The 25283-nt window shown below is 64.4% G+C and carries 26 protein-coding genes and 1 riboswitch; of the genes, 15 read left to right on the top strand and 11 right to left on the bottom strand.

Annotation, left to right across the window (positions count from 1 at the left end; all coding sequences use genetic code 11):
• Window positions 1-87 precede the first annotated feature (87 nt).
• The 7 genes from gloA to DBR47_RS19185 all read right to left on the bottom strand — a co-directional run bounded on the left by gloA (window position 88) and on the right by DBR47_RS19185 (window position 9178).
• Window positions 88-627 carry a lactoylglutathione lyase gene (gloA, locus tag DBR47_RS19215; protein ID WP_124453078.1) on the bottom strand — a complete coding sequence of 180 codons (540 nt, stop codon included), beginning with the start codon at window positions 625-627 and terminating at the stop codon, window positions 88-90.
• Window positions 624-1004, bottom strand: a complete 381-nt coding sequence (locus tag DBR47_RS19210) for a ribbon-helix-helix domain-containing protein (protein WP_124453076.1) — start codon at window positions 1002-1004, stop codon at window positions 624-626. The genes gloA and DBR47_RS19210 overlap by 4 nt, the downstream gene beginning before the upstream one ends.
• A gap of 12 nt (window positions 1005-1016) precedes the next feature.
• Window positions 1017-2585 carry a GMC family oxidoreductase gene (locus DBR47_RS19205; RefSeq protein WP_124453074.1) on the bottom strand — a complete coding sequence of 523 codons (1569 nt, stop codon included), beginning with the start codon at window positions 2583-2585 and terminating at the stop codon, window positions 1017-1019.
• A gap of 36 nt (window positions 2586-2621) precedes the next feature.
• Window positions 2622-3254 carry a twin-arginine translocation signal domain-containing protein gene (locus tag DBR47_RS19200; protein ID WP_124453072.1) on the bottom strand — a complete coding sequence of 211 codons (633 nt, stop codon included), beginning with the start codon at window positions 3252-3254 and terminating at the stop codon, window positions 2622-2624.
• Window positions 3255-3406: 152 nt separating this feature from the next.
• A complete protein-coding gene (locus DBR47_RS19195; RefSeq protein ID WP_124453070.1) occupies window positions 3407-4681 on the bottom strand; it encodes an NAD(P)/FAD-dependent oxidoreductase in 1275 nt (424 codons plus the stop codon).
• Between the two features lie 134 nt (window positions 4682-4815).
• Window positions 4816-5784: a response regulator transcription factor gene (locus tag DBR47_RS19190; RefSeq protein ID WP_231512400.1), complete on the bottom strand. Its 969-nt coding sequence runs from the start codon at window positions 5782-5784 to the stop codon at window positions 4816-4818.
• On the bottom strand, window positions 5774-9178 hold the full coding sequence (locus tag DBR47_RS19185; RefSeq protein ID WP_124453199.1) for an ATP-binding protein: 3405 nt from the start codon (window positions 9176-9178) through the stop codon (window positions 5774-5776). The genes DBR47_RS19190 and DBR47_RS19185 overlap by 11 nt, the downstream gene beginning before the upstream one ends.
• Before the next feature lie 78 nt (window positions 9179-9256).
• Here DBR47_RS19185 and DBR47_RS19180 point away from each other — a divergent pair, with 78 nt between their 5' ends.
• The 8 genes from DBR47_RS19180 to DBR47_RS19145 all read left to right on the top strand — a co-directional run bounded on the left by DBR47_RS19180 (window position 9257) and on the right by DBR47_RS19145 (window position 14732).
• Entirely contained in the window at window positions 9257-9559 is a 303-nt protein-coding gene (locus tag DBR47_RS19180; RefSeq protein WP_124453066.1) for an urease subunit gamma, read from the top strand.
• Between the two features lie 16 nt (window positions 9560-9575).
• Window positions 9576-9881, top strand: coding sequence for an urease subunit beta (locus DBR47_RS19175; RefSeq protein ID WP_124453197.1), 306 nt, complete (start codon window positions 9576-9578; stop codon window positions 9879-9881).
• Entirely contained in the window at window positions 9878-11599 is a 1722-nt protein-coding gene (gene ureC / locus DBR47_RS19170; protein WP_124453063.1) for an urease subunit alpha, read from the top strand. Before DBR47_RS19175 ends, ureC begins: the two co-directional genes overlap by 4 nt.
• A 136-nt stretch (window positions 11600-11735) precedes the next feature.
• The gene (locus DBR47_RS19165) at window positions 11736-12200 is read left to right on the top strand and encodes a GNAT family N-acetyltransferase (protein ID WP_231512398.1); all 465 of its coding nucleotides are present in this window, start codon (window positions 11736-11738) and stop codon (window positions 12198-12200) included.
• Window positions 12201-12268: 68 nt separating this feature from the next.
• Window positions 12269-12955, top strand: a complete 687-nt coding sequence (ureE, locus tag DBR47_RS19160) for an urease accessory protein UreE (protein ID WP_124453059.1) — start codon at window positions 12269-12271, stop codon at window positions 12953-12955.
• Between the two features lie 7 nt (window positions 12956-12962).
• The gene (locus DBR47_RS19155) at window positions 12963-13652 is read left to right on the top strand and encodes an urease accessory protein UreF (RefSeq protein WP_124453056.1); all 690 of its coding nucleotides are present in this window, start codon (window positions 12963-12965) and stop codon (window positions 13650-13652) included.
• Window positions 13646-14296, top strand: a complete 651-nt coding sequence (gene ureG, locus DBR47_RS19150) for an urease accessory protein UreG (protein WP_124453054.1) — start codon at window positions 13646-13648, stop codon at window positions 14294-14296. Before DBR47_RS19155 ends, ureG begins: the two co-directional genes overlap by 7 nt.
• 13 nt (window positions 14297-14309) lie before the next feature.
• A complete protein-coding gene (locus DBR47_RS19145) occupies window positions 14310-14732 on the top strand; it encodes a PaaI family thioesterase (protein ID WP_124453051.1) in 423 nt (140 codons plus the stop codon).
• Between the two features lie 32 nt (window positions 14733-14764).
• Here DBR47_RS19145 and DBR47_RS19140 read toward each other — a convergent pair whose 3' ends face one another.
• The 4 genes from DBR47_RS19140 to DBR47_RS19125 form a co-directional block, all read right to left on the bottom strand.
• A complete protein-coding gene (locus DBR47_RS19140; RefSeq protein ID WP_124453049.1) occupies window positions 14765-15274 on the bottom strand; it encodes a DinB family protein in 510 nt (169 codons plus the stop codon).
• Window positions 15275-15341: 67 nt separating this feature from the next.
• Window positions 15342-15935: a DinB family protein gene (locus DBR47_RS19135; RefSeq protein WP_124453048.1), complete on the bottom strand. Its 594-nt coding sequence runs from the start codon at window positions 15933-15935 to the stop codon at window positions 15342-15344.
• 31 nt (window positions 15936-15966) lie between these two features.
• On the bottom strand, window positions 15967-16215 hold the full coding sequence (locus DBR47_RS19130; RefSeq protein WP_197047163.1) for a TfoX/Sxy family DNA transformation protein: 249 nt from the start codon (window positions 16213-16215) through the stop codon (window positions 15967-15969).
• 7 nt (window positions 16216-16222) lie between these two features.
• Window positions 16223-16612 (bottom strand): VOC family protein, encoded by a 390-nt coding sequence (locus DBR47_RS19125; protein ID WP_124453044.1) that lies wholly within the window; start codon window positions 16610-16612, stop codon window positions 16223-16225.
• 160 nt (window positions 16613-16772) lie between these two features.
• Between DBR47_RS19125 and DBR47_RS19120 the strand changes: the two genes are divergently transcribed.
• From DBR47_RS19120 to DBR47_RS19095, 7 genes are all read left to right on the top strand, one after another.
• Window positions 16773-17180, top strand: a complete 408-nt coding sequence (locus DBR47_RS19120) for a hypothetical protein (protein WP_124453042.1) — start codon at window positions 16773-16775, stop codon at window positions 17178-17180.
• A gap of 23 nt (window positions 17181-17203) precedes the next feature.
• Window positions 17204-17411, top strand: a riboswitch (yybP-ykoY riboswitch).
• Between the two features lie 54 nt (window positions 17412-17465).
• Window positions 17466-18047, top strand: coding sequence for a TMEM165/GDT1 family protein (locus DBR47_RS19115; RefSeq protein WP_124453040.1), 582 nt, complete (start codon window positions 17466-17468; stop codon window positions 18045-18047).
• Between the two features lie 121 nt (window positions 18048-18168).
• Window positions 18169-19320: a PleD family two-component system response regulator gene (locus DBR47_RS19110; protein ID WP_197047162.1), complete on the top strand. Its 1152-nt coding sequence runs from the start codon at window positions 18169-18171 to the stop codon at window positions 19318-19320.
• Window positions 19321-19400: 80 nt separating this feature from the next.
• Window positions 19401-22565, top strand: a complete 3165-nt coding sequence (locus tag DBR47_RS19105; protein ID WP_124453036.1) for an ATP-binding protein — start codon at window positions 19401-19403, stop codon at window positions 22563-22565.
• Between the two features lie 72 nt (window positions 22566-22637).
• Complete coding sequence (locus DBR47_RS24615) at window positions 22638-22799, top strand: hypothetical protein (protein ID WP_156089053.1); 162 nt, start codon at window positions 22638-22640, stop codon at window positions 22797-22799.
• 43 nt (window positions 22800-22842) lie between these two features.
• Window positions 22843-24162: an anaerobic C4-dicarboxylate transporter family protein gene (locus tag DBR47_RS19100; protein ID WP_124453034.1), complete on the top strand. Its 1320-nt coding sequence runs from the start codon at window positions 22843-22845 to the stop codon at window positions 24160-24162.
• 13 nt (window positions 24163-24175) lie between these two features.
• Window positions 24176-25270 carry an N-formylglutamate amidohydrolase gene (locus tag DBR47_RS19095; protein ID WP_124453032.1) on the top strand — a complete coding sequence of 365 codons (1095 nt, stop codon included), beginning with the start codon at window positions 24176-24178 and terminating at the stop codon, window positions 25268-25270.
• Window positions 25271-25283 lie beyond the last annotated feature (13 nt).

Genomic DNA, 25283 nt, shown 5'->3' with positions numbered 1-25283 from the left:
GATACCCAAAGGTATCGCGAGGATTTGCAACGCAGCCCTGCGTTCAAATCGTCCGCCAGCCGACCCCGGCTATTTGCGGATAAGTTCTTATTGCCGCCCGAGCTGCTTGAGCCGGGCGGGCTCGATGATCTCTATCCAATAGCCATCCGGGTCTTTGATGAAGGCCACGTCCTTCATCTTGCCCTGCTCCGGGCGTTTGACGTAAGGCACTTGCTGCTGGTCGAACCAGGCCACCGCGGCGTCCAGATCGGGCACCGAGAAGCAGAGGTGGCCAAAGCCCTGGGGCTGGGTGTTGCCGTTGTGATAACTGAAGTCGGCCTGCGTTTCGCTGCCCCAGTTATGGGTCAGCTCCAGCACGCCGCGTTGCGAGAAGGTCCAGGCCGTGCGCTCGCCCGGGTCCTGCGGCGCGCCCTCGGCGATCACGGCCTGGGCCAGAAAGTAGAGCGAGAACTGCATCTCGGGGAAGTCCAGTTTGCGCAGCAGGCGCAGGCCCAGCACGCGGCTGTAAAAGTCCAGGGCCAGGGCCGGGTCCTTGACCCGCAACATGCTGTGGTTGAAGACAAAGCCACGGGTGAGGGCGTCGGGCTGCGCGCTGACGCCCGGCTCTTGCTCGCTGCCAAAACTCATGCGGCGCTCCGTTTGATGGTGTTGCCGTTGCCGAGGTCCGCCACCACGGCCAGCCTGGGCGGCAGCGGCTCCCCCTCGGCGCGCTTGCTGTCCTCCAGGGCCTTCTCGGCCGTTTGCAGGCTGCGGCGCAGATGGCGCATGCAGGTCACGCGCAGAAAGGAGGCGAAGTTGGGCACCTCGCCGCGATGCGCCAGGATCTCATCGTGAAAGGTGGCAATCAAGGCATTGGTGGTGCAGCCTTCTTGCTCGGCCATCTCGGCCAGGATGTCCCAGACCATATTCTCCAGCCGCAAGCTGGTCAGCACGCCGTGGATGCGCACGCTGCGCGCGCGTTGCTCGTACTGGATGGGGTCGGCTTTGACGAAGAACTCGCACATGCTCCACTCCTTTCAAATTGAGCGTGCCGCCATCTGCTTGGCGATGTACTCGGCCTGCCTGATGGCCAGGGTGACGATGGTCAGCGTGGGGTTCTCGGCCCCACCGGTGGTGAACTGGCTGCCGTCCGAGATGAAGAGATTGGCGATGTCATGCGTCTGGCCATAGGCATTGCAAACGCTGGTCTTGGCCGAGGCGCCCATGCGGCAGGTGCCTAGATTGTGGGTGGAGGGGTAGGGCGGGGTGCGGAAGCTCTTGATCGCCCCGGCCGCCTCGTAAACGCGCTGGCCCTGGGTGAAGGCATGCTCGCGCATGGCGATGTCATTGGGGTGATCGTCGAAATGCACATTGGGCGCGGCATTGCCCCAGCGGTCTTTGACATTGCTGTTGAGCGTGATGCGATTGCTCTCGCGCGGCATGTCCTCGCCCACCAACCACATGCCGGCCAAGTGGGTGTAGTTGTCCATCCAGCCGGCAAAGTCCGCACCCCAGCCGCCGGGGTTCAGAAAGGCGGCCATGAAGGGAATGCCTAGCGACAGGGTCTCCATCTCATAGCCACCGGCAAAGCCGCGCCGGGTGTCGTGCCCGCCCTCGTCGCGGATCACACCGGCCATGGTGGTGCCCCGATACATATGCACAGGCTGCTTGAACTGGGCATAGACCGAGCCCGTCATATGGCGCATGTAATTGCGCCCCACCTGGCCGGAGGAGTTGGCCAGGCCGTCCTTGAAGAGATTGGAGGCGGACAAGAGCAAGAGCCGGGGAGTCTCGATCGAGTTGCCCGCCACGCAGACGATGCGGGCCTTTTGTCGCTGGGCCTTGCCTTCTTTGTCGAAGTAGACGACGGCGTTGACGCGGCCTTTCTCGTCATGCTCGATGCGGCTCACATGGCTCTCGGGGCGCAGATCCATCAGCCCGGTTTTCTCGGCCTTGGGCAGCTCGGTGTAGAGCGTGCTCCATTTGGCGCCGCTCTTGCAGCCCTGGAAGCAAAAGCCCAGCTGCATGCAGCGGCCCCGGTCATCGCGCGGCTGGCTGTTGATGGCCATATTGCCGGTGTTGACCTCTTTGTAGCCCAGCTTCTTGGCCCCGGCATACATGACCTTGAAATTGTTATTGCCCGGCAGGCCAGGGATGCCATGGGTGCGGGTCACGCCCATCTTGTCCTCGGCGCGGCTGTAATAAGGCGCCAGTTCGTCCAGGGTGAGCGGCCAGTCCATCAGATTGGCGCCGGCAATCTCGCCATAAGTCGTGCGCGCCTTCAGCTCATGGGCTTGAAAGCGCAGCGAGGCCCCGGCCCAATGGGTGGTGGTGCCACCCACGGTCTTGCAGATCCAGGCCGGCAGGCCGGCAAAGTCCTTGGCCACCCGCCAGGTGCCCGAGGTGGTGCGTGGGTCCAACCAGGCCAGCTGGCTGAAGCTCTTCCATTCATCGTTGATGAAGCTGGCGCTGCTCTGCAGTGCCCCCGCCTCCAGCACGATGACCTTGATGCCTTTCTGGCACAACTCATTGGCCAGGGTGCCACCGCCCGCGCCGGAGCCGATGATGAGGACGGCGCTGTCGTCGTCGTATGCGATCTTTGCCATGGTCTTGTCTCCGTGATCTTCTTGTTGCGCAGGGCTTCAGCCGAAATAGGGCGGTGGGCTCGCTTCAAGCGGCGGGGCCGGCAGCCATTTGAGGTCCTGAAAACCACGGGTGATGTAGCCGCCTTTCTCCCAGGCCGAGCCGGGGTAGCCGAAGACGGCGAAGGCCATATCGTTGTCGTAGAGCGAGGTGATGCATTGGCCGCGCACCAGATTGAAAAAGGGCTCGCCCTCGATCGCCTTGACGATGCCCAGGCGCTGGCCCGCATTGCCGCGCACAAAGCCCTGCTCCTTCAGCTGCGCGATGCCGGCACGCAAAATCTTGGCGCTGGCCGGGTCGGCAGCGGCCTTGGCATCCAGGTCCTTGGCCAGCAAGGCGTAGACGGCATCGGGCAATTTCTTGTGCGGGTAGAGCACTCGGCCCATGGCCATCAAGACCTGACCCTCCTCGCTGCTGAGGGTCTTGAGCTCCAAGGCCCAGGCGGTGGACGGTGCCAGTGAGGCCAGCACCGAGCCCAGGGCCAGCGTCCCCATCAAGAGACCCGAGCCCTTGAGGAACTCCCGCCGCACCAGCGGCAGATTCTGTTTGGGCACCGTGCCGGGGGACTCATCGCATGCGCTGGTCTCAAGCGCGTGGATGGGCACAAAGGACTTGTCGTCAGCTTTTTGCATGGCCTGTCTCCTGGCGTGCCCGTCGTCAAACGCTGCGCGGGCTTGTGTGAGCCCTATCTTGCGCGCAGCGCTTGCCGGGTGGTGGTACTGGGCTGTTTACGCGGGAAACTACCGAGGCTTCGCAAAAGGTCTCGCTCGGCCCATTGCCGGGCTCAAGGGCGGTCGAGGCGCTCGATGCCCAGCGACTTCAAGACGTACTTCTCGTAAATGGGCTCAGAGGTGCCGTTCTTCATCTTGTACATGAAGTACTTCTCGAAGGCGACCTTGGCCAGATGCACCCACTTGCCCTTTTTGAACCAATTGACATTGCGCGGTGGGATTTGCGGCAGGGCCACAAAGGCCGCGCCGGTGTCGCCCATATCGGCCAGGCAGATGGCGTTCCAGCTGGCCTTGGTGTCGGCCTTGGCCCCACGCAGATCGGCCGCAATGTTGTGCACGATGGCGCTGACCATGGTTTCAATCATGTAGCCCGTCTTGGGGGCGCCGGTGGGCACCGGGGTCACCTCGACCGGCGGGATGGCCACGCAGACACCGGCCGAGAAGATGTTTTTGTACTTCTTGCTGCGCTGGTACTCGTCAATCAACACAAAGCCGCGCGGATTGCACAAGCCTTCGACCTGGGCCACCGCGTCCACGCCCTTGAAGGCGGGCAGCATCATGCTGAACTTGAACGGCAGCTGGTGTTCCTTTTTGAGTTGGCCGGCCTCGTCCAGCTCGCTCACAAACATCAGGCCGGCTTCGACCTTGTCGACCCGCGCATTGCAGATCCATTTGATGTCGTTGTTGCGGAACTCGCTCTCCAGCATGCTTTTGGAGTCGCCCACACCGCCCAAGCCCATATGGCCGATATAGGGCTCGCTGGTCACAAAGGTTAGGGGCACCTTGTTGCGCTGCTTGCGGCGGCGCAGATCGGTGTTGAGGATGAAGGCGAACTCATAGGCCGGCCCAAAGCAGGACGCGCCCGGCATGGCACCAACCACCGCAGGCCCCGGGTCTTGCAAAAAGGCTTGGTAGGCGGCCCAGGTTTGCTCGGCATGGTCGATGCTGCAAATGGACTGGGTGTGGCCAGCCGGGCCCGCGCCGGGCACCTCATCAAAACTGAGTTTGGGGCCGGTGGTGATGACCAGATAGTCGTAGCCCAGGCGCTGGCCGTCCGCCAGCTCCAAGGCATTGCCCTCGGCATCAATGCGCAGCACCGGCTGAGCAATGAAATCGATGCCCTTCTTTTCCAGATAGGGGCGGATGGGGAAGGTGGTGACCTCCCGCTCGCGCCAGCCCACGGCCACCCAGGGGTTGGAAGGCACAAACTGAAAGTAGTCCAGGGCGTTGACCACCGTGATGCGGTGGCCGCTGCCCAACTCGGCGCGCAACTCGTAAGCGGCGGGCATGCCGCCCGTGCCGGCACCCAGAACAACGATATGGGCCATGCTTGTCTCCTGGTTTGAAAAGACGGGGGCGGCCATCTCTTGTGACCGTGGCATGTTTATATCGTTGATCAGTTATTTGCGCAATCAGTTAAATACAGAATGAACGGGACTCCGCAAGCTTTGCTGGACCCGCCTCAAATCTCCCACTGCGGGTGCAAGCCCCGCATGCGGCTCAAGGCCATGGCGGCGGCGGCCGTGCGGGTCTCCACGCCCAGCTTGGCGTGGATGCGTTCCAGATGCTTTTTCACCGTGGCGGGGCTGGCGCCGAGGATGTCGGCGATGTCGCGGTTGATCTTGCCCTTGATGACCCAGTACAGCACCTCGGCCTCGCGGGCGGTGAGCTTGAAGGCCAGGGTCATGGAGTCGATGACGGCCGCGTCCGAGCTTTCGCGCATGACGATCAGCCAGTCGTCGTTGCGGCCCTCCTCGTCGCTGAGCTGCTGGTGCAGGCTAAATGCCAGTCGGCGCGCGCCCAGCTCGGCGATCAGGCGCGGCGGCTCGATGCCCTGCACCAGGGCGGCAGGCAGATGGCGCTGCAGCCAGTCCAGCAAGGGCTGCGGGGCATGGTCGGGGCGCGGGTCCAGATGGCCGTAATAGCTCTGCAGCAGCTCGCGGGCCAAAGGGGTTTGCCACATCAGCCGGCCATCGCTGGCGCGCACGGTGATGCTGGCGTAGCCGAAGGCATCCAGGGCGTTCCGGCTTTGCTGCACCTGGCGGGCGCCGCGTAGATGCACTTGCATGCGGGCCAGCACCTCCTTGGGCTTGATGGGCTTGGTCACATAGTCGACCCCGCCGGCGGCCAGGGCGGCGACCAGGTGCTCGGTCTCGGTCAGACCGGTCATGAAGATGATGGGGATATGCGCCGTGGCCGGCTCGGCCTTGAGGCGGCGCGCCACCTCAAAGCCGTCCATGCCCGGCATCATCGCGTCCAGCAAGACGATCTGCGGCAAGGCCTGAGCGGCGCGCTGCAGGGCGGCCGCGCCGCTGGTGGCCACCAGCACGGTGTAGCCGGATTCATCCAGGGCGTCGTGCAGCACGGCCAGGTTGTCGGGCACATCGTCGACGATGAGTACCAGCCCTGTGCTCATGCCTTCATCCCACATGGCTTGCATCCTCTTGGTTCAGCAAGTCACTGATGGCTTCAAACTGGAACTGCCGTGCCAGGCCGCGGGCGCGCTCGCACCAGGCCTGCAGCGCGGGCTCGGCTTGCTCGATCTTCTCCAGCTGCTGCAAGACGCCGCGCAGATAGCCCAGGCTCAAGGCTTGTTTGAGTTCAAGCAATTGCGTGGGGTCAGGTCTTGCTAGCGTGACCACGGCAGGCTGTGGCTCAAGGGCTTCATCCGCCAACCATTGCAAGCCCAGGCGTTGGCCCAGCCAGTCCAGCAACTCGGGGTGGCGCACCGGTTTCAAGATGAAGTCCTCGGCCTGGATGCCGGCGGCGTTCTCCTGGCCTTTCTCGAAGGCATTGGCGGAGACGACGGCGATCTGGGGCAGGGGCTGCTTGCCGCGGTAAAGCTCCTGGTAGAGCTGGCGCAGGCGCAAGATCGTTGCCCAGCCGTCGATGCCGGGCATGGCCAGGTCCATCAGCACGGCGTCGGGCCGGTAGCCGCTTGCCAAAAGGTCCAGGGCATCGTGGCCGCTGGCGGCGCTGCGCAGCTCAAAGCCCAGGGGCTGCAGCAGCTCGCTCAGCAAACAGCGGTCGGCCTCCTCGTTGTCCACCAGCAGGATGCGGCGGCGCTCGCCGGCATAGCCCCTGCGTTTCAGAACTCTGTGGGTGAGCCGCTTGCCCTGGTTCAGGTCATGCAACTCGGGCAGGAAGAGGCGAACGACAAAGGTCGCACCCTGACCCGGCGTACTGCGCGCGCTCAACTCGCCGCCCATCAAGTCGGTCAGCATCTTCGCAATCGTCAGGCCCAGGCCGGCGCCGGGCGCCGCAGCGCTGGCGCTGTTGTCGCCGCGGGTGAAGGGCTCGAAGATGCGGGCCAGCTCATCGTGGCTCAGGCCGGGGCCGCTGTCCTCGATTTCGATGGTGGCCATCTCGCGGGCGTGGCGGGCGCGCAGGGTGACGCTGCCGCGTGGGGTGAACTTGATGGCATTGCCGATCAGGTTGATCAAGATCTGCCGCACCCGTTTGTCGTCCGCCCGCACCCACTCGGGCAACGTGCCCTGGATCTCGAAGCGGAACTGCAAGCCCTTGGCCGCCGCTTGCGGCTCGAACATCTCGGCCAGCTCGTGCATGCCGTCGGCAAACTGCATGGGGCCGGGGGCCAGGGAGAGTTTGCCGGCCTCTATGCGGGCGATGTCCAGCGTGCCGTCGATCAGCGAGAGCAGATGCTCGCCGCTGCGCTTGATCACCTGCACCGCCTGCTTGCGGTGGGCGGGCAGCTGCTGGTCTTCGGCCATCAGCTGGGCATAGCCGAGGATGCTGTTCAGCGGCGTGCGCAACTCGTGGCTGATGGCGCTGATGTAGCGGCTCTTGGCCTGATTGGCCTGGTCGGCCTGTTGACGCGCCGCCTGCAAGGCCTCGTCGGTGCGGCGGTGTGAGGCGATTTCGCGCATCAAGGCCTGGGTCTGGCGCTTGGATTCTTCTTGTGCCACGGCGCGGCTTTGATTTGCTAGCACCAACCACCAGGTGGTGATGCCGGCGATCAGCAAGAGCGTGAGGTAGACCCGCAGAAAACTCTCGTGCAGGCCTATCACCGCGACCAGGGCCGCCAGCAAGGGCGCGGCCAAGAGCATTAGCAGCAGATAGTGGGCCAGGCCCATTTCCAGGTAGGGCCAGACGCGGCGCGGCAGCAGGGCGCGCAGGGCCGCAGACCATTGCTCGGCCAGCCGAGCCTGCGGCTTGCACAGATCGCCGCAGCGCGCGTCCAGGGTGCAGCACAAGGAGCAGATGGGGCCTTGGTAGGCGGGGCAATGGGCCATGTCCGGGCCCTCGTACTCGCGCGCGCAGATCACGCATTGGCGGGTGGCTTGCAGGCGGGCATAGCTGCCATCCTCGTCTTGGCGTGCAAGGTAGTAGCGGCCCTTGGTGGCCCAGGCGATCAGGGGCGCGGTGAGCAGGGCGGTGCTCATGGCGATCAAGGCCGAGAAGGCCTGGGCCATGGGCCCGAAAAGGCCCAGATGCGCGCTGACCGAGAGCAGCGAGGCCAGGGCCATGGCGCCCACACCGACCGGGTTGATGTCGTAGAGATAAGCGCGATTGAACTCGATGCCTGGGGGCGAGAGGCCTAGCGGCTTGTTGATCACCAGATCGGCCACCACCGCCATGATCCAGGCGATGGCGATATTGGAGAACAGGCCCAGCACCTCGCCCAGGGCGGCGAAGACATTCATCTCCATCAAAACAAAAGCGATCACGGTGTTGAACACCACCCAGACGACTCGACCTGGATGGCTATGGGTCAGGCGCGAGAAGAAATTGCTCCAGGCCAGCGAGCCCGCATAGGCATTGGTGACATTGATCTTCAGCTGCGAGACAAACACGAACAAGGCCGTGGCCGCCACCGCCCAGCCGTAGTTGGGGAAGATCAGCTCATAGGCCGCCAGATACATCTGGTTCGGGTCCACCGCCCGCTCCAGCGGCACGGCATGGCTGATGGCCAGCCAGGCCAGCAAGGCGCCGCCCAGCATCTTGAGCACGCCCAAAATCACCCAGCCCGGCCCACCGATCAGCACGGCGGCCCACCAGCGCTTTTTGTTGGCTGGCGTTTGCTGGGGCATGAAGCGCAGATAGTCGGCCTGCTCGCCCATCTGGGTGATCAAGGCGATGCCCACCGTCAGCGCCGCACCAAAGAAGCGCAGATCGAAGCCGGCCGTGCCCGATTGCAGACCAACTTGGTGCGTGATGCCCGTGAAGCTGGCGCTGGCCGCAGGCGCGCGCACCAGCAGGTAGAGGTAGGGCAGGATCAGCAGGGCCAGCCACAGCGGCTGGGTCCAGAGCTGCAAACGGCTGATGGCCGAGACGCCGTGCGTCACCAACGGGATCACCAGCAGGGCGCAGATCAAATAGCCCCAGCGCGGCGGGATGTCCAGCGCCAGGTCCAGGGCGTAGGCCATCACGGCGGCCTCCAGCGCGAAGAAGATGAAGGTGAAGCTGGCGTAGATCAGCGAGGTGAGGGTGGAGCCGATGTATCCAAAGCCCGCACCACGGCTCAGCAAATCCATATCCACCCCGTAGCGAGCCGCATAGACGCTGATCGGCACCCCGGCCGCAAAGATGATGGCGCCGGTGGCCAGAATCGCCCAAAAGGCATTGGCCCAGCCGTATTGCAGCAAGAGCGTGGCGCCGACGGCCTCCAGAATCAAAAAAGATGCCGCCCCAAACGCGGTATTGGCCACCCGCCCCAGCGACCAGCGGCGAAAGCGCTGCGGGGCAAAGCGCAGGGCATAGTCCTCCAAGGTCTCGCTGGCCACCCAGGCGTTGTAGTCGCGCCGGATCTTGATGACGTGCTGGGGCGCGTCGGCAGTGGCGGGATTGAGGGCCTGGGCTTCCATCTCTGCTTCAACGCACATTTCATGCCTGGGGCGGCACGGGGCTTGCTACATTGGCTTCAAGCAACTTTGGGCCAAGCCATGGAACTGACTCCCAGGGAGAAGGACAAGCTCCTGATCTTTACCGCCGCCTTGCTGGCCGAGCGCCGCCGTGCGCGTGGGCTCAAGCTCAACTACCCGGAGGCCGTGGCCTTCATCAGCGCGGCCGTGATGGAAGGCGCGCGCGACGGCAAGACCGTGGCCCAGCTGATGAGCGAGGGGCGCAATGTGCTGAGCCGTGCCGATGTGATGGAAGGCGTGGCCGAGATGATTGCCGACATCCAGGTCGAAGCCACCTTCCCCGATGGCACCAAGCTCGTCACCGTGCATCAACCCATTGTCTGAACAAGGTGAGATGAACATGATCCCTGGCGAACTCTTCACCCCCGAGGGCGAACACGAACTCAACCCCGGCCGTCGCACGCTCACGCTGGTGGTGCAGAACCAGGGTGACCGGCCCATCCAGGTCGGCTCGCATTACCACTTTGCCGAGACCAACGCGGCCCTGGGCTTTGACCAGGAGGCCGCGCGCGGCATGCGCTTGAATATCGCGTCAGGCCTGGCGGTGCGCTTCGAGCCGGGCCAGCAGCGCACGGTGGAGTTGGTGGAGCTGGGTGGTGATCGCATCGTCTACGGCTTTCGCGCTTTGGTACAGGGCAAGCTATGAGCAGCAAGATCGGACGACGCGCATACGCCGAGATGTACGGCCCCACCGTGGGCGACCGCCTGCGCCTGGCCGACACGGCGCTGATCATCGAGGTGGAGCAAGACCTGACCCTGTGCGCTGGGGGCTATGGCGAGGAGGTCAAGTTCGGCGGCGGCAAGACCATACGCGACGGCATGGCGCAGTCGCAGCGAACGCGCGACGAAGGTGCCGTCGATACGGTGCTAACCAATGCCCTGATCCTCGACCACTGGGGCATCATCAAGGCCGATATCGGCCTGAAGAAAAGCCGCATCGTGGCCATCGGAAAGGCCGGCAACCCCGACACCCAGCCGGGGGTGGACATCATCATCGGCCCCGGCACCGAGGTGATTGCCTGTGAGGGCATGATAGTCACCGCCGGCGCCATCGACACGCACATCCACTTCATCTGCCCGCAGCAGATCGAAGAGGCGCTGAGCAGCGGCGTCACCACCATGCTGGGCGGCGGCACAGGCCCGGCCACCGGCACTTTTGCCACCACCTGCACGCCGGGGGCCTGGCATCTCGAGCGCATGCTGCAGGCGGCCGATGCTTTTCCGATGAATCTGGGCTTTCTGGGGAAGGGCAATGCCAGTCTTCCCGCGGCCTTGCACGAGCAAATCAATGCCGGCGCCATCGGCCTCAAGCTGCATGAGGACTGGGGCACGACGCCCGCCGCGATTGACAACTGCCTGAATGTGGCCGAGGCGACAGACACGCAGGTCGCCATCCACAGCGACACCTTGAACGAAAGCGGCTTTGTCGAAGACACGGTGGCCGCCTTCAAGGGCCGCACCATTCACACCTTCCACACCGAGGGCGCGGGTGGCGGCCATGCGCCCGACATCCTGAAGGTGGTGGGCGAGGCCAATGTGCTGCCGTCATCGACCAATCCGACTCGGCCCTACACCATCAACACCCTGGACGAGCACGTGGACATGTTGATGGTCTGCCATCACCTGGACCCGGCGATTGCCGAAGACCTGGCCTTTGCCGAGAGCCGCATCCGCCGCGAGACGATTGCCGCCGAAGACATCCTGCACGATCTGGGCGCCATCAGCATGTTCAGCTCCGACTCCCAGGCCATGGGCCGGGTCGGCGAGGTCATCATTCGCTGCTGGCAGACGGCGCACAAGATGAAGGCCCAGCGCGGCGCGCTGCCGGGCGACGGGCCTGAGAACGATAACGCGCGGGTTAAACGGTATGTGGCCAAGCTGGCGATCAACCCGGCGATTGCGCATGGCATCAGCCATGAAGTCGGCAGCATCGAAGTCGGCAAATGGGCCGATCTGGTGATCTGGAAGCCCGCGTTTTTTGGCGTCAAGCCCACGCTGATTTTGAAGGGCGGCATGATTGCCATGGCCGCGATGGGCGACCCCAGCGCCTCGATTCCCACGCCGCAGCCGGTGCATTACCGGCCCATGTTTGGAGCTTATGGCGGGGCTTTGGCGCGCGGTTCCTTGAGCTTTGTGTCGCAAGCGGCTTTTGCCGCCGATGTGGGGCGGCGTTATGGGCTGAACAAGAGTTTGGCGGCGGTGCGAGGCGTACGCGGGGTGGGTAAGCGCGACATGATTCACAACGACTATTTGCCGCGCATGGAGGTGGATGCGCAGACGTATGCGGTGCGGGCGGATGGGGTATTGCTGACGTGCGAGCCGGCGGAGGTGTTGCCGATGGCGCAGCGCTACTTCTTGTTCTAGGGTCACCTTCTTTTGCTTACTTTTCTTGGCGAAGCAAGAAAAGTGGGTCGCTCGCCGGGGCGAACTCCCGGCTGGGCCTTGGCAAAGGCTGAACCCTTGAGAACACATGCATTCAATTCAGAAACAGGAACCCCCCATGGCACTTGATATCCGCCTCGACAAGCATCTCACCGACCCCCGCATCGCCGCCTTCCTGCAGCAACACCTCGACGATATGCATCGCACCTCGCCGCCCGAGAGCGTCCATGCCCTGGACCTGCAGGCCTTGCGCGATCCCGCTATCCATTTCTGGACCGCCTGGCAAGGCGAGCAAATCGTCGGCACGGTGGCGCTCAAACGCTTGGACGCCGAACATGCCGAGCTCAAGTCCATGCGCTGCTCCGCTGAAGTTCGCGGGCAGGGCATAGGCCGAGCCTTGCTCGTGCACGCCCTGGCACAGGCACGCGAGCTGGGTTTCCAGCGCCTCAGCCTGGAAACCGGCACCCATGCGGAATTCATCCCCGCCCAGACGCTGTATCGAAGCCATGGCTTCCAGGACTGTGGGCCTTTTGGCAGTTATGGCCTGGACCCCCACAGCTGCTTTATGAGCATGGCTTTGTAGAAAAGTCCTGGCGCGGATAATTCGGCTTCGTTCCGAACACCAGCGTCAAGCACACGCTCACAAACACCATGATCCAAGTTTCCAAACTGCTGGCCCAAGGGCAAGGCCTGGCCCCCGTGCTGCTCAAGCGCGCCGCCTCTGTCGAACTGGACTGGGACACGCGGCAGAAAAGCCGCTTCCAGGCCCTCGACAGCGAAGGCCGCGAGCTGGGCGTCTTCCTGCCGCGTGGCACCCTGGTGCGCGGCGGCGATGTGCTGGTGGCCGAGGACGGCTCGCTGATCCGGGTTGTGGCCAAGCCTCAGGCCTTGCTGCGAATCACGCCCTGCAGCAGCCATGGCTCCGCCTTCGACCTGACTCGCGCCGCCTACCATCTTGGCAACCGCCATGTGGCCATCGAACTCAAGCCCGATCACCTCAAGATCGAGCCCGACCATGTGCTGGCCGAGATGCTGCGCGCCATGCACCTCACCGTGGTCGAGGTGAACGAGGGCTTTGATCCCGAGGGCGGCGCCTATGCCGCTGAGACGGCTGGTCACAGCCACAGCCACGCAGCGGCAGAAACGAAGAAACCGCATGTGCATGGACCGGGCTGCGGCCACGACCATGGACACGATCATGGACATGACCATGCTCACCAGCACAAGCCTGCTGCCGCACCCAAGCCCTTGAGCATCCCCATCAAGGCCGCTGCCGCCCCAGCGCCCCATGTGCACGGCCCCGGCTGCAATCACGGCCACGATCACAAGCACGACTGATGCCCGAATGGCCGATCCCCGCGCCTCCACCCTGCTGCAACTGATCTGGCTGGCCTCGCCGGCCTTGCCCGTCGGCGGCTTCTCTTATTCCGAGGGCCTGGAAGCAGCGGTGGAACACGGCCTGGTGATCGACGAGGCGACGGCCGCCGATTGGCTGTCCGAGCAATTGCGTTTGAGCCTGGCGCGCGGCGATCTGGCCTTGCTGGCGCAGGCATTGCCGGCCTGGCAGAGCGGCGACCTGCCCCGGCTGCGCGAACTCAACGACTGGCTGACGCAAACCCGCGAGAGCGCCGAGCTGCGCCAGCAGTCCGAGCAGATGGGGCGTTCGCTCCTGGAATGGCTGCGCAACCACTACACGGCCAGCCCGGCGCAGATCCAGACCTGTGTGGAGCTAGGTGCGCCCGGCTACACCATGGCCATGGCCTTGGCCCTGGCCAGCAGTGGGGCCACGGTGCAAGACGGCCTGACGGCTTACGCCTTCGGCTGGGCCGAGAACATGGTGCAGGCGGCCATCAAGTCCGTGCCCCTGGGCCAGAGCGCGGGCCAGCGCATTCTGGCGCGGCTGGCGCGTGAGATCCCTGCCGCCGTCGATCAGGCACAAGCCTGCACCGACGCGCAAAGACAAGCGTTTTCGCCCATGCTGGCCATACTCTCGGCCCGGCATGAAGTTCAATACTCCCGCCTGTTCAGATCATGACGCCCCTGCACCACATTCCGAATCGAACGAAGAAACTGCCCCCGCTGCGCGTGGGCATCGGTGGGCCCGTGGGCTCGGGCAAGACCACCTTGCTGGAGATGCTGTGCAAGGCCATGCGTGAGCGCTGGGACCTGGTGGCCATCACCAATGACATCTACACCAAGGAAGACCAGCGCCTCTTGACCGTCAGCGGCGCCCTGCCGGCCGAACGCATCCTGGGTGTGGAGACGGGCGGCTGCCCGCACACGGCGATCCGCGAGGACGCTTCCATCAATCTGGAAGCGATCGACCGCATGTTGGAGCAGTTCCCCGAGGCCGACGTCGTCTTCATCGAATCCGGTGGCGACAACCTCGCCGCCACCTTCAGCCCCGAGCTCAGCGATCTAACGATTTACGTCATCGACGTGGCGGCCGGCGAGAAGATCCCGCGCAAGGGCGGCCCCGGCATCACCAAGAGCGATTTGTTCGTTATCAACAAAACCGATCTGGCCCCCCATGTGGGCGCCGATCTGGCCGTGATGCGGGCCGACACCTTGCGCATGCGCGGGCCCGACAAACCCTTTGTGATGACGAATCTGAAAACCCTCACCGGCCTGGACGAGGTGGTGAGTTTTATTGAGCGCAAAGGCATGTTGCCCACCTGAGCCGAGGACTCCCATGAGCGAAACCCTGCAGCAACGCATCGCCAACAGTTTTGCCGCTCAAGGCCTGATGCGCACCCTGGGTGCCGAACTGGCCTTGGTGGCCGAGGGTGAGGTGCAGATCGCCATGCCCTTCGCCAGCACGCTGTCGCAGCAGCAAGGCTTTGTGCATGCGGGGGCCATCACCAGCATTGTGGACAGCGCCTGCGGTTATGCCGCGCTCACCCGTGCACCGGCGGCGTGTGAGGTGGTCACGGCCGAGTTCAAGATCAACTTCCTTCGCCCCGCCATCGGCCAGCGCTTTCTGGCCATTGGCCGGGTGCAAAACGCGGGCAAGACGCTCACCGTCTGCACCGGCGAGGTCCGCGCCTTCGGCGATGAATCGGCCGCTTACAAGGTGATCGCCTTGATGCAGGCGACGGTCGCGGTCGTGCGCTGATTCGCCGATCGCAAAAATTCCCGCAAGAGAAATCAAGCGGCCCGGCGCTCCGGCTCCACCTGGTGCAGATAGCGCGTCAAGATGTCGCGTGGTGGCGCCACGTCGAGCTGAGCCATGACACGCCCGACAGCGCCGCGGTGATAAGCCCCGTGGGTGATGATGTGGGCCAATATTTCTTCGCGGCTCATACGGCCGCGCTCACCATCGGTGAAAGCAAAGCTCAGCGATTCTTCGAACTGGGTTTCCGACAAGCTGGCGATATGACTCAGATACCAGGCATCGCAGCTGGCGACGGCCTCGCGTAGTTCGCTCAAACTGGGAGTCTCGGGCGTATTGGTGGCCGCGTAGCCATGGGGTTTGCCGCTGAGATGGGCGGCAAAAATCTGGTCGACCACATAAATGTGATTGAGCAAGCGCAGGCAGAGGCGAAAGGCCTCGGGATGCTGTGTGCCATCGAGCTTGGTCTCCAGTTCGGCGAACAGCTCGCGATTGGCCCAGGCTTTGTACTCGAACAATGATTTCAGCAGAGTGGAGGTGCTCAAGGTCTTGTCCTTTCGATGAAAGACGTGGGTGGGGCTGATGATGGGAAGGGGCGGGCTTTGATCTTCTTCAGCCCCAAATCTGCGCCTCGCTCCAGCCCAGGGCCTCTAAGTCAGTGGCGCGCAGCGCGGCCTCACCGGCGCAGAAGAATTCATCCAGCTGGGGCGGCGCCACGGCGGTGCCGGCCAGCATGGCGTGGACCTGGCCGCGGTGGTGGATCTGGTGCTGAAAAAGATGGGCGAGCAGGCGCAGTCGGCTGTCGGTCTGCGCCTTGCCCGGGCGGGCGATGGTGACCGGGCGTTGCAGCTCGGCATCGACTTGGGCGGCGCAAAGTTGGAGCAGACGCTGATCGCTCTGCGCTTGCGCGGCTTGTAGCTCGGCCGCATTGTCAAATGGCTCGTCCAGCTTGAAGAACTCGTAGCAATCGGGGTGGGGCGGCTCCTCGCGAAGCTCACGTTCCAGCGCGTCGATATAGAACCAGTCCACCGTCAGATTGTGGTTGAGCGTGGCGCAAATACTGGGGAAGAAGCTCACTCTTGGCGCCCAGAATTCTTCGGGGCTGAGCTGGGCGCAAGCGCGCAGAAGGCGGTGATTGGCCCAGGCATTGTTGTAGGCCTGGGTCAGCAGGTGGTGGGCCAATGGCTCGCTGCTGGGGCTGGGCATGGTGCTTTCCTCCTTCGGGCTTGATCTCGGTTTATTTTGGGGCCAGGCCCATATCGTCCAAGCGCAACAAGACCTCGCTGCGGCGCTCGCGGGCTATCTCGCGCCAGTCTCGGTCCTCTTGCGCGCCCATCAAGGCGTAGAGCAGATTGAGGCTGGCCGCCGGCCATGTTTTCTTAAGCCGGGCGTAGAGCAGGTAGGCGTCCTGCGTCTGCAAGTCGGCCAGGGTGTGGATGCCCAATGCGGCCAACTGGGCGCGGCTCTTGGGACCTAGGCCACGCACGGTCGGCTCAGCCCATGGGGGTGCAAAGCTCCACCAGCGTGCCATCGGGGCAGCGCACATAGGCCACGGTCTGGCCCCAGGGCTTGGTGAGGGGGGCTTTGACGGGCGTGGCACCGGCGGCCACGGCACGCTCGAAGGCGGCGCCCACATCGGCGGTGCTCAGGCCGATTTCCATGCCCAGCGGGGCAGGGCTGGCTGCTGCCACCACATAGTCCTGGCCCACGCTGTCGCGGGCCGTCGCGTGGTCTACAAAAGCCAGCGCCGTGGCGCCGGTCTCCAGTTCACCGTAAGCGCCCGACTCATGCAAAAAACGTTGTTTGATGCCAAAGGCTTTTTCAAAAAATGCCAGCGAGGCGGCGACGTCGGCGACGTAGACGATGGTGTAAGCGAAGTTCATGGTTGGGGCACTCCTCGGGTTTGAGGATGGCAGCCTAAGCGATTGCGCCTTGCTTGGGCTTGCCATGCTGACAAGGTTTGTCATGAGACTTGGTCTCAAGGCCCGGTGAGAATCAAGCCTGCCCCTCCCCACCGCCTCGCCCTTGCAGGACACCTTGCCCATGAGCGCCATTTTTAAGAAGTTGAATCTCAAGCATGAGTCGGCCGTGCTGGTCTTGAATGCGCCGGCTTCTTTCGAGCCCGAACTCGCCGCCTTGGCTGGCCCACAGATTCTGCGCAGGCTGGACGAGGCGAACTCGCCCGAATTCGTGCTCGCCTTCGTCACCCGCCTGACCGAGGTTGAGGCCTTGTCGGCGCAGTTGCTCGGCCGATTGGAGGGCGATGCCAAGCTCTGGTTCGCCTACCCCAAGCAAAGCTCCAAGCGTTTGAGCTGCGACTTCCACCGCGACACCGGCTGGCAGGCCTTGGCGGCCGCCGGTTTTGAGAGCGTGCGCATGGTGGCGATCGATGAGGACTGGTCGGCCCTGCGCTTTCGCAAAAGCGCCTACGTCAAGACCGCCAAGGCTTGAGGCCCTGGGTCTCGGTTAAACTCTCGCCCGTCATTGGGGAGTAGCCGCCGTGAACCCAGCTTGAAGAGAGCTTGGCAATATTCACGGGCTCGCGTCAACACACTTGGTCCACCTTTTCTAGGTTTTTCGGACCATGGCGCGCGCAGTTGTTGGACCTGGCAAGACCTTTGACCATGCCCTCCCGCTCCAGCGGCCGGTGGGGCCATGGTCAATTGGTTTTTGTTGGGGTGTTGGGTTGAAGCTCAACGCACCGGCCGCAAAGAAAATCAGAAAGTGAATCGCCCCATGGAAGCCTTCCTCGTTTCAACCGGCGTCGTGGCCCTGGCCGAAATCGGTGACAAGACCCAGCTGCTGGCCTTTTTGCTGGCCGCACGTTTCCGCAAGCCCCTGCCCATCTGCCTGGGCATCTTCATCGCCACCGTCATCAACCATGCGGGTGCCGGTGCGCTCGGTGCCTGGATCACCACCCAGCTGAGCCCGCAGACCCTGCGCTGGGTGCTGGGTGTGAGCTTTCTGGCCATGGCCATCTGGATCCTGATCCCCGACAAGATTGACGAAGAGGAAGAGGGCGGCGCCAAGTTCAAGCTGGGCGTGCTGGGCACCACCATCGTGGCCTTTTTCCTGGCCGAGATGGGTGACAAGACGCAGATCGCCACCGTCGCCCTGGCGGCCCAGTTCCACGCCTTTGTGGCCGTGGTGGCGGGCACCACCCTGGGCATGATGATTGCCAATGTGCCGGCCGTTTTCCTGGGCGACCGCATGGCCGGCCGGGTGCCCGTGCGGCTGGTGCATGGGATTGCCGCGCTGATCTTCGCCGCCCTGGGCGCCGCGACCTTGCTGGGCCTGGGCGCGCGACTGGGCTTTTGACGGGTGTCATGTGGCGGCGGACTAACGCCGAGACTCCCCAGCAACTCAAGAACCGTGCGAACATGCCGATGCGCTGAAACAGTGCATGCCGCTGTGCACCATCGGTTCCAGGGGAGTTGCCATGACCTTGTCTTCACGAGTGCTGCTGGTCGACGACGACGAGCTGACCCTCCAGATGTTGGAAGCCACGCTGGAGGACTCCTTCAAGGTGGTCTGCGTCACGGGCGGTGAACAAGCCCTGGCCCGTTGCGCCACCGAGGCTTTTGATCTGGTGGTACTGGATGTTGAGATGCCGGGCCTGGACGGTTATGAAACCTGCCGCCGCCTGAAGGCCGACGCTCGAAGCGCCGATATTCCGGTGATTTTTCACTCGGCCAAGGTCAGCATCGATGAGCGCCTGCAAGGCTATGCGGCGGGCGGGGCGGACTATCTCTCCAAACCCTTTGACCCGACGGAGCTGCAGGCCAAGATCAGCCTGGTGCTGGCCAATCGCGACAAGCAGCGGGAGCTGGCGGGCCAGCTGGACGAGGTGATGAACGCGGTGCTCTCCACCGCCGATATGGTGGGCGAGGCCGGTGTGGTGCTGGAGTACCAGCGGCAGCTGGCCGGCTGCGCCGATTACGCCCAGGTGGCCCGCGCGCTGTTCGAGGCCTTGCAGCGTTACGGCCTCGACGGCTGCCTGCGCATACGCGGGCGGGCTGCGGCCTTGTCGTTGAATGCGCGCAGCCCGTGCAGCGCTTTGGAAAACTCCATCCTCGATCATCTGCAGGCCCAGACCGAGGGCGCGCGCATCCGGCCCCTGGGGGCTCATACCGGCTTCAGCTATGGCAGTGTTCTGCTGTTCGTGCGCGACCTGCGCATGGACCGTGGTGAGGGCATGGACCGCGCCGTCTCCGAGCGCATGGGCCGGGCCATCGACAACGTGGCCATGCTGGTGGAGGGGGCCATCGTGCGGGTCTCGGCCCTGGACACCGAGATGGCCGCGCGCGAGCTGGCCGATGTGCGCCATCTGGTCAGCATGACGCGCAATGCCTTGACCGATATTTCGGCGCGCAGCCACGCGCAAAGAGCCGAAGTCAAAGCCATTTTCGAGAGCCTCAACTCCGAGGTGGAGTCCAGCTTTTTGCATCTGGGCCTGACCCATTCCCAGGAAGACTTCCTCAGCACTTTGCTCAAGCAGCATATGGAGGCCGTGCTGAGCAGCATGGGCAAAAGCCAGGAGGTGGAGGACTTTCTGGCCCGCGTCATTCTCAAGCTCAATCAGTATGCCTGAGGTCTTGTTGATGGCTGTTGATACCGGAATGCTGGGGCAGCTTGCCCCTGGCGGGCAGCGGAGGCTGGCCGGAGTGAGACTTGAGCGCGCCCCAGCCTGAGTTGCTGGCGCAGGCCGCCGACCCGGCGCTGCCGTCGGTGGGGCCGAGCCGTTTGGCCGCCGAGCGGCAGCAAAGCCTGCAAGGCTTCAGGCAGGACCTGGATGCCTCCATCAAGCGCAGCGCCACGGTGCTGCTGGTGCTGGTCATGCTGGGGGCTGCGGCCCAGGTCTTGTCCCTGGCCTTGCAGCTGGAGTTACCCTGGTCGCTGCGCCTGAGCCGCATGGCTTCGGGCAGCCTCTTCTTCGGCGTGGCTGCCCTGGCCTTGCTGATGATCCATCGCTTCAACCTGCGCTGGGGCGTGGGTTTCTTCTGCTGCGCCGCCATGCTTTTGCAGTTCGGCTCGGCCCTGATCTATGGCACCGGCCTGCATGCGTCTGGCATGGTGGCCATGGTGGCTTGGCTGGCCGTGATGGGCTTGTTGGTGGGGCCGCGGGCGGTGCAGTGGGCCACCCCTTTTGCCCTGCTGGGATTTCTCATTCTTTGGCAGGCGGAGGCGCAAGGCCTGATCGGGCCGATGGAGCTGAGCATGTTGCCGCCGCTGGCGAGTTATGCGGTGGTTTTCATGGTCAGCAGCCTGGTGGTGGGCTGGTTGAGCATGCGTTATGGCAGCTTGTTCTGGGAGGTCACGTCCTCGCTGGAGAGTTCCCGCCAACTCTTGACCGAGACCTTGCATGCCCAGCAACTGGCGGCGCAGGACTTGCGTGAGAGTGAGGACCGATTGCGGGTGCTGCTGGACAACTCCCTGTCCTGCATCGTCATCCTGGACGGCGAGACGGCCGCCCTGCGATTCGCCAATGCGCAGACTCTGAAGACTTTTGGATGTGAGCGGGCCAGCGAGCTGGATAGCAGCCTGCTCTTTCCCGGCGGCCCTTATTCACGCGAGCAGGCCATGCTGTGGGTGCGCCGAACCTTGGACCAGGGCGCGCAGTATTTCGAGTGGCAGTCACGGCACAGCGATGGCAGCCCGATCTGGTGGGATTTGAAGCTGGACCGGCTCTTGATCGGCGGCGAGTCCTGCGTGGTCAGCTTCGGACACGACATCACCGAGCGGGTGCGCGCCGAGTCCGAGTTGCGCATCCAGCGCAGCCGGCTGGAAGAGCAGGTGCGCGAACGCACCAGCGAGCTGATGCTGGAGAAGCAGCGCCTGCTGGACATCATCGAGGCCCTGCCCATCACGCTCAGCATTCGCGATCTGCAAGGCCGCTACACCTTGATCAACCGCAGCTTTGAGCAGGCCTCGGGTCATCGCCGCGACCAGGTGCTGGGCCTGAGCGCGCGCCACTTCCTGACGCCCGAGATGGCGGCCGAAATCGCCGACACCGATGCCCAGGTCATGGCCGGCGCGGCCAGTGCCACCACCGAGAGCCAGTTCATCCATCCGGTGGAAGGCGCGCACGACTATCTGATCGTCACCGTGCCCCTGCTGGACGGCCGTAAAAAGCCTTATGCCGTGCTCAATCTGGGCACCGATGTGACCTCGCTGAAGCGCTTGCAGCGCGAGTTGAGCCAGGCCAAGGACGAGGCCGAACGCCTGGCGCGGGTGAAGAGCGAGTTCCTGGCCAATATGAGCCACGAGATCCGCACCCCGCTGAATGCCGTCTTGGGCTTGGCCCAGCTGGGCATAGGCCGCAGCGCCGACCCGGCGGCCGCGCGCAATGGCTTTGAGCGCATCGTGCGCTCCGGCCGCCATCTGCTCAGCGTCATCAACGACATCCTCGACTACTCCAAGGTGGAGAGCGGCAAGCTGGAGATCGACAGCCAGCCCGCCAATCTGAGCCAGCTCAGCAAGGAGGTGATAGGCCTGGTGGCCGAGCGGGCCGAGGCCAAGCATCTGGGCCTGCAGCTGGACTACAAGCTGCTCAGCGACTGGGTGGCGATCGACGCTCTGCGTGTCACGCAGATCCTGGTCAATCTGCTGGCCAATGCGATCAAGTTCACCGACCAGGGCGAGGTGCGCCTGAGCGTTTCGCAGAAGGATGACTATCTGCTGCTGAGCGTGATCGACACCGGCGTGGGCATCGCGCCCGAGCAGCAGTCGCGCATCTTCAAGGCCTTTGAGCAGGCCGACAGCTCCATCACCCGCCAGTTCGGCGGCACCGGTTTGGGCCTGAGCATCAGCAACCGCCTGGCCCAGGCCATGGGCGGCCTGATCACCGTCACCAGCACCCTGGGCAAGGGCTCTTGCTTCACCCTGCGCCTGCCCTGGGTGCAGGTCAAGGCCGAGGATCAGCATGAGGCCCCGCCTCTGCGCATGACCGGACCCGATCTGCTGCGCGGCCTGCGCATCCTGATCGTGGACGATGTGGACATCAATCGCGAGATCCTGCACGACCTGCTGACCCTGGCCGGCGCCGAGGTGATGAGCGCCGATGGCGGGCCGCAGGCCATCGCCCGGGTGCAGGAAGCCGGGCCCGATGGCTATGACCTGGTGCTGATGGATGTGCAGATGCCTGAGATGGACGGCTACGAGGCCACCCGCTGCCTACACCAGATGGCGCCCCAGCTGCGCGTCATCGCGCTGACCGCCCATGCCTTGCCGGAAGAAAAACGCAAGTGCGCTGAGGCCGGCATGCAAGGGCATATCAGCAAACCCATCGATCAAGCCGAGTTGATGCGCACCCTGTTGACTCAGGCGGAGCCGCTGGAGCGACGCGGGCCCGGGGGCTTGCGGCCCTCGCAGTTCGCCGCGCTGGATGAGTTGCCCGCTGCCGGGGAGCGCGCGGCAGCGGGTGCCGAGACTCGCGCCGAGGCCCTGCCCAGCAAGCGCAGCGATATCTGGCCCGATCTGCCCGGCACCGACTTCGACACCGCCCTGACCCGCTGCGCCGGCCGCCAGGAGCTGCTGGCCAAGCTGCTGGGCACTTTTGCCAAGCAATACGCCCAGTACCAAAGCGTGTTCGAGGAGGCCCGCATCAGCGGCCTGCCGGCCCTGGGCAGCGCGGCGCACAGGCTCAAGGGCTTGTCGGGCAATCTGGGCATGTTGCAGCTGTCCAGCTGCGCCGAGCGCCTGGAAGTGGCCACCAGCAGCCGTGGCGACCCGGCCGATGTGCCCGCGGCCCTGACCGCCCTGATCCGTGAGATCGCCCCCATGGTCAGCGCCATCGTGGCCTGGCATGAGGCCTACACGGCCAAGGCAGGCAGTTGAAGCCAGGCTGCCGGCCTGTTGACCTTCCCTGTGACCCTCGGGTCCGGCCCCATTGCCGCAGTCTTCGACTCAATGGGCGGCACGCTCACGGCGTATCGCCATGCCGGGCGCTTGCCGGTCCGCTTGGGAGAAATCGGCAGCATGGTCATGAGTAAGCGGGCGGCCTTTGTCCTCTATTGCATCGACACTCACATCATCCGGACCGGCTGGGCCGAACTCATTCACATCGTTTAAGAGTGGGCTACTCGTCCACAACCATCAAATAGGGAGTTAATAAATGGGTATGGTGTTTTTGCAAGGCCTGCTGGTCTTGGCCATGATCGCCGTCGGCGTGCATTACAAAGGCATGGCCATCGGGCTGTTTGGCGCGGTGGGTGTGTTCCTATTCGTGCTCTTGTTCGACGTCGCGCCGGGGCCGGTGCCGGTGTCGGCCATGCTCATCATCATGACCGTGGTGACGGCGGCCGGCGCCATGCAGCTGGCCGGTGGCATCGACTTTCTGGTGGCGCAGGCGCAGAAGCTGATTCGCCGCTTTCCCAACCAAATCACCTATGTGGCGCCGCTCACCACTTACGCGTTTTGTGCCGGTGCGGGCACCGGCAATATCTACTACTCGCTGATGCCGGTGATTTACGAGGTGTCGTACGCCAACAAGTTGCGGCCGGAGCGGCCGCTGGCGCTGTCCACCACGGCCGGGCAGCTGGCCATCACCTCCAGCCCGGTGTCTGCCGCCATGGCGGCCATGGTGGGCCTGCTGGCGCCGTTGGGCTTCAAGCTGACCGACATTCTGGCCATCACCATTCCCGGCGCGATTGCCTCCATCTTGGTGGGCGCGTTTGTGATGAACCGCGTGGGCAAGCCGCTGGACCAAGACCCGGAATACCTGCGCCGCCTGGCGGCCGGCGAGATCGCCCCGCCACGCAGCGAGGGCCAGGCCAAGCCGGTCACGCGCGAGGGGCGTTTGTCGGCGCTGATCTTTCTGGCCGGGGTCGGCTTTATCGTCGCGGCCGGCATCTTTGAGCAGCTGCGCCCGCTCGTGCTGGTGAAGGGGGATTTGGAGGAGGTGGACCTGTCCAAGCTGATCCAGATCACCATGTTCAGCGTCGCTGCGGCCATCGTGGCCCTGTGCAAGGTCAAGGCCAGTGAGATCGTCAAGAGTCCGCTGTTTGACTCCGGCATGGTGGCGGTGGTGGCCTTGTTTGGCGTGGCCTGGATGGCCAATACCTTTATCGCCGCGCATTCGGACGCCATCGTCGGCGGCCTGGGTGAGCTGGCCCGCCAGACTCCGATGATGATTGCCCTGGCCCTGTTCGCGGTGGCGGCCCTCACCACCAGCCAGTCCAGCACCACCTTCTCCATCATCCCCATCGGCATTGCCCTGGGCCTCTCGCCGGCCACGCTGGCCGCTATGTGGCCGGCCGTGATCGGCGTTTGCCTGCTGCCCACCAATGGCTCACAAATCGCCACCGTGGAGATCGATCAGACCGGCAGCACCCGCATCGGCCGCGCCGTCATCAACCACTCCTTTCTGATCCCGACCCTGGTGTTTGCCAGTGTGTCGGTGGGGGTGGGCCTGCTCTTGAGCCGCTTTTATTGAATTTGGAGCCCGTATGAGTAATGCTTCCGAGGCCCTGGAATGGATCGCAGCAGGGCGCCGCTTTGAGCCTGAAGAATTGCTGCACCTGCAGGGCGGCCGCTTCGATGCGGCGGCTGCCGCGCGCATCGACACCCTGGTGCTGGGCCCGCATGCCAGCGCCGCTTTTCCGGCCGAGCTGCAGCCCTTCGTCAACCCGGCTTTGACGCGGCGCCAGCAATACGATTTTTCCGACTGCCTGACCAGCCCCCTGGGCCGCGCCTGGGCGGAGGCCGACCCGCAGGTGCTGTTCATCGAGAACCCCCATGCCCGCCTGGTGCTGGATGCCAATCGCGCGCCGCCGACCGGCACGGTCCATGCCATGGCCATGCTGCGCGAATGCTTCGAGCGCCTGCGCCGCCACCAGGCCGGTGAGGTACTCAGCCTGGCCGGGGTCGATGCGATCCGCCCCATCACCTTCAACGACGAAGCCGTGCTGCTGGAGCCAAGCACGCCCATGCAGTGGCAGGCGCTGGCCCAGGCGCATGAGCGCAGCATCAGCCAGGGCGTGGCCGTGTACCGCAGCGCTTGCGAGTTAGCCTTGACGCGGCTGATGGCGGCGCGCGCCGGTCGGCCGCTGCGCGTCATCAGCCTGCACGACACCATGGGTACCAAGATGCGTGCGGATGGCGCTTTGGTTGTGGAAAGGCCTGTGGCCGCGCAAATGCCGGCTTGGGTCAATTTCGGCAACCGGGGCGATGCGCGGGGTGAAGGCGCTGGGGCCGATGAGCCGATCACGTTGGACGGGGCCACCACCCGTCGCGTGCAAACCGCCTGGGCCCAGGCCTTGGGGGTGGACGCCGAATTGACGGGTAGCCAGTTCAGCCTCAATCGTCCTTACAAGGGCGCGTTTGAAACCATTCACTATGGCCAGCTGCTGCGTTCGCATCGGGGCCCGCACAGCGGTGCGCTACAAGTTGAGTTGCTGCGCGAGCGCTTGCTGGGCCCTGCGGCCACGGCGCGGCTGCAGCAGCCCGGCGGTGATTGGCCGCCCGTCGATCAGGCCCTGATCCAAGGCCTGGCGCAGCGCTTGGCCGAGGCCGGGCGGCTGCTGCGCGAAGGGGATGTTTGAGCGCCCGAGGCGC

The organism is Paucibacter sp. KBW04, assembly GCF_003852425.1.
Classification (GTDB): domain Bacteria; phylum Pseudomonadota; class Gammaproteobacteria; order Burkholderiales; family Burkholderiaceae_C; genus Paucibacter_A.
This window is presented reverse-complemented; position numbering and strand designations above follow the sequence as displayed.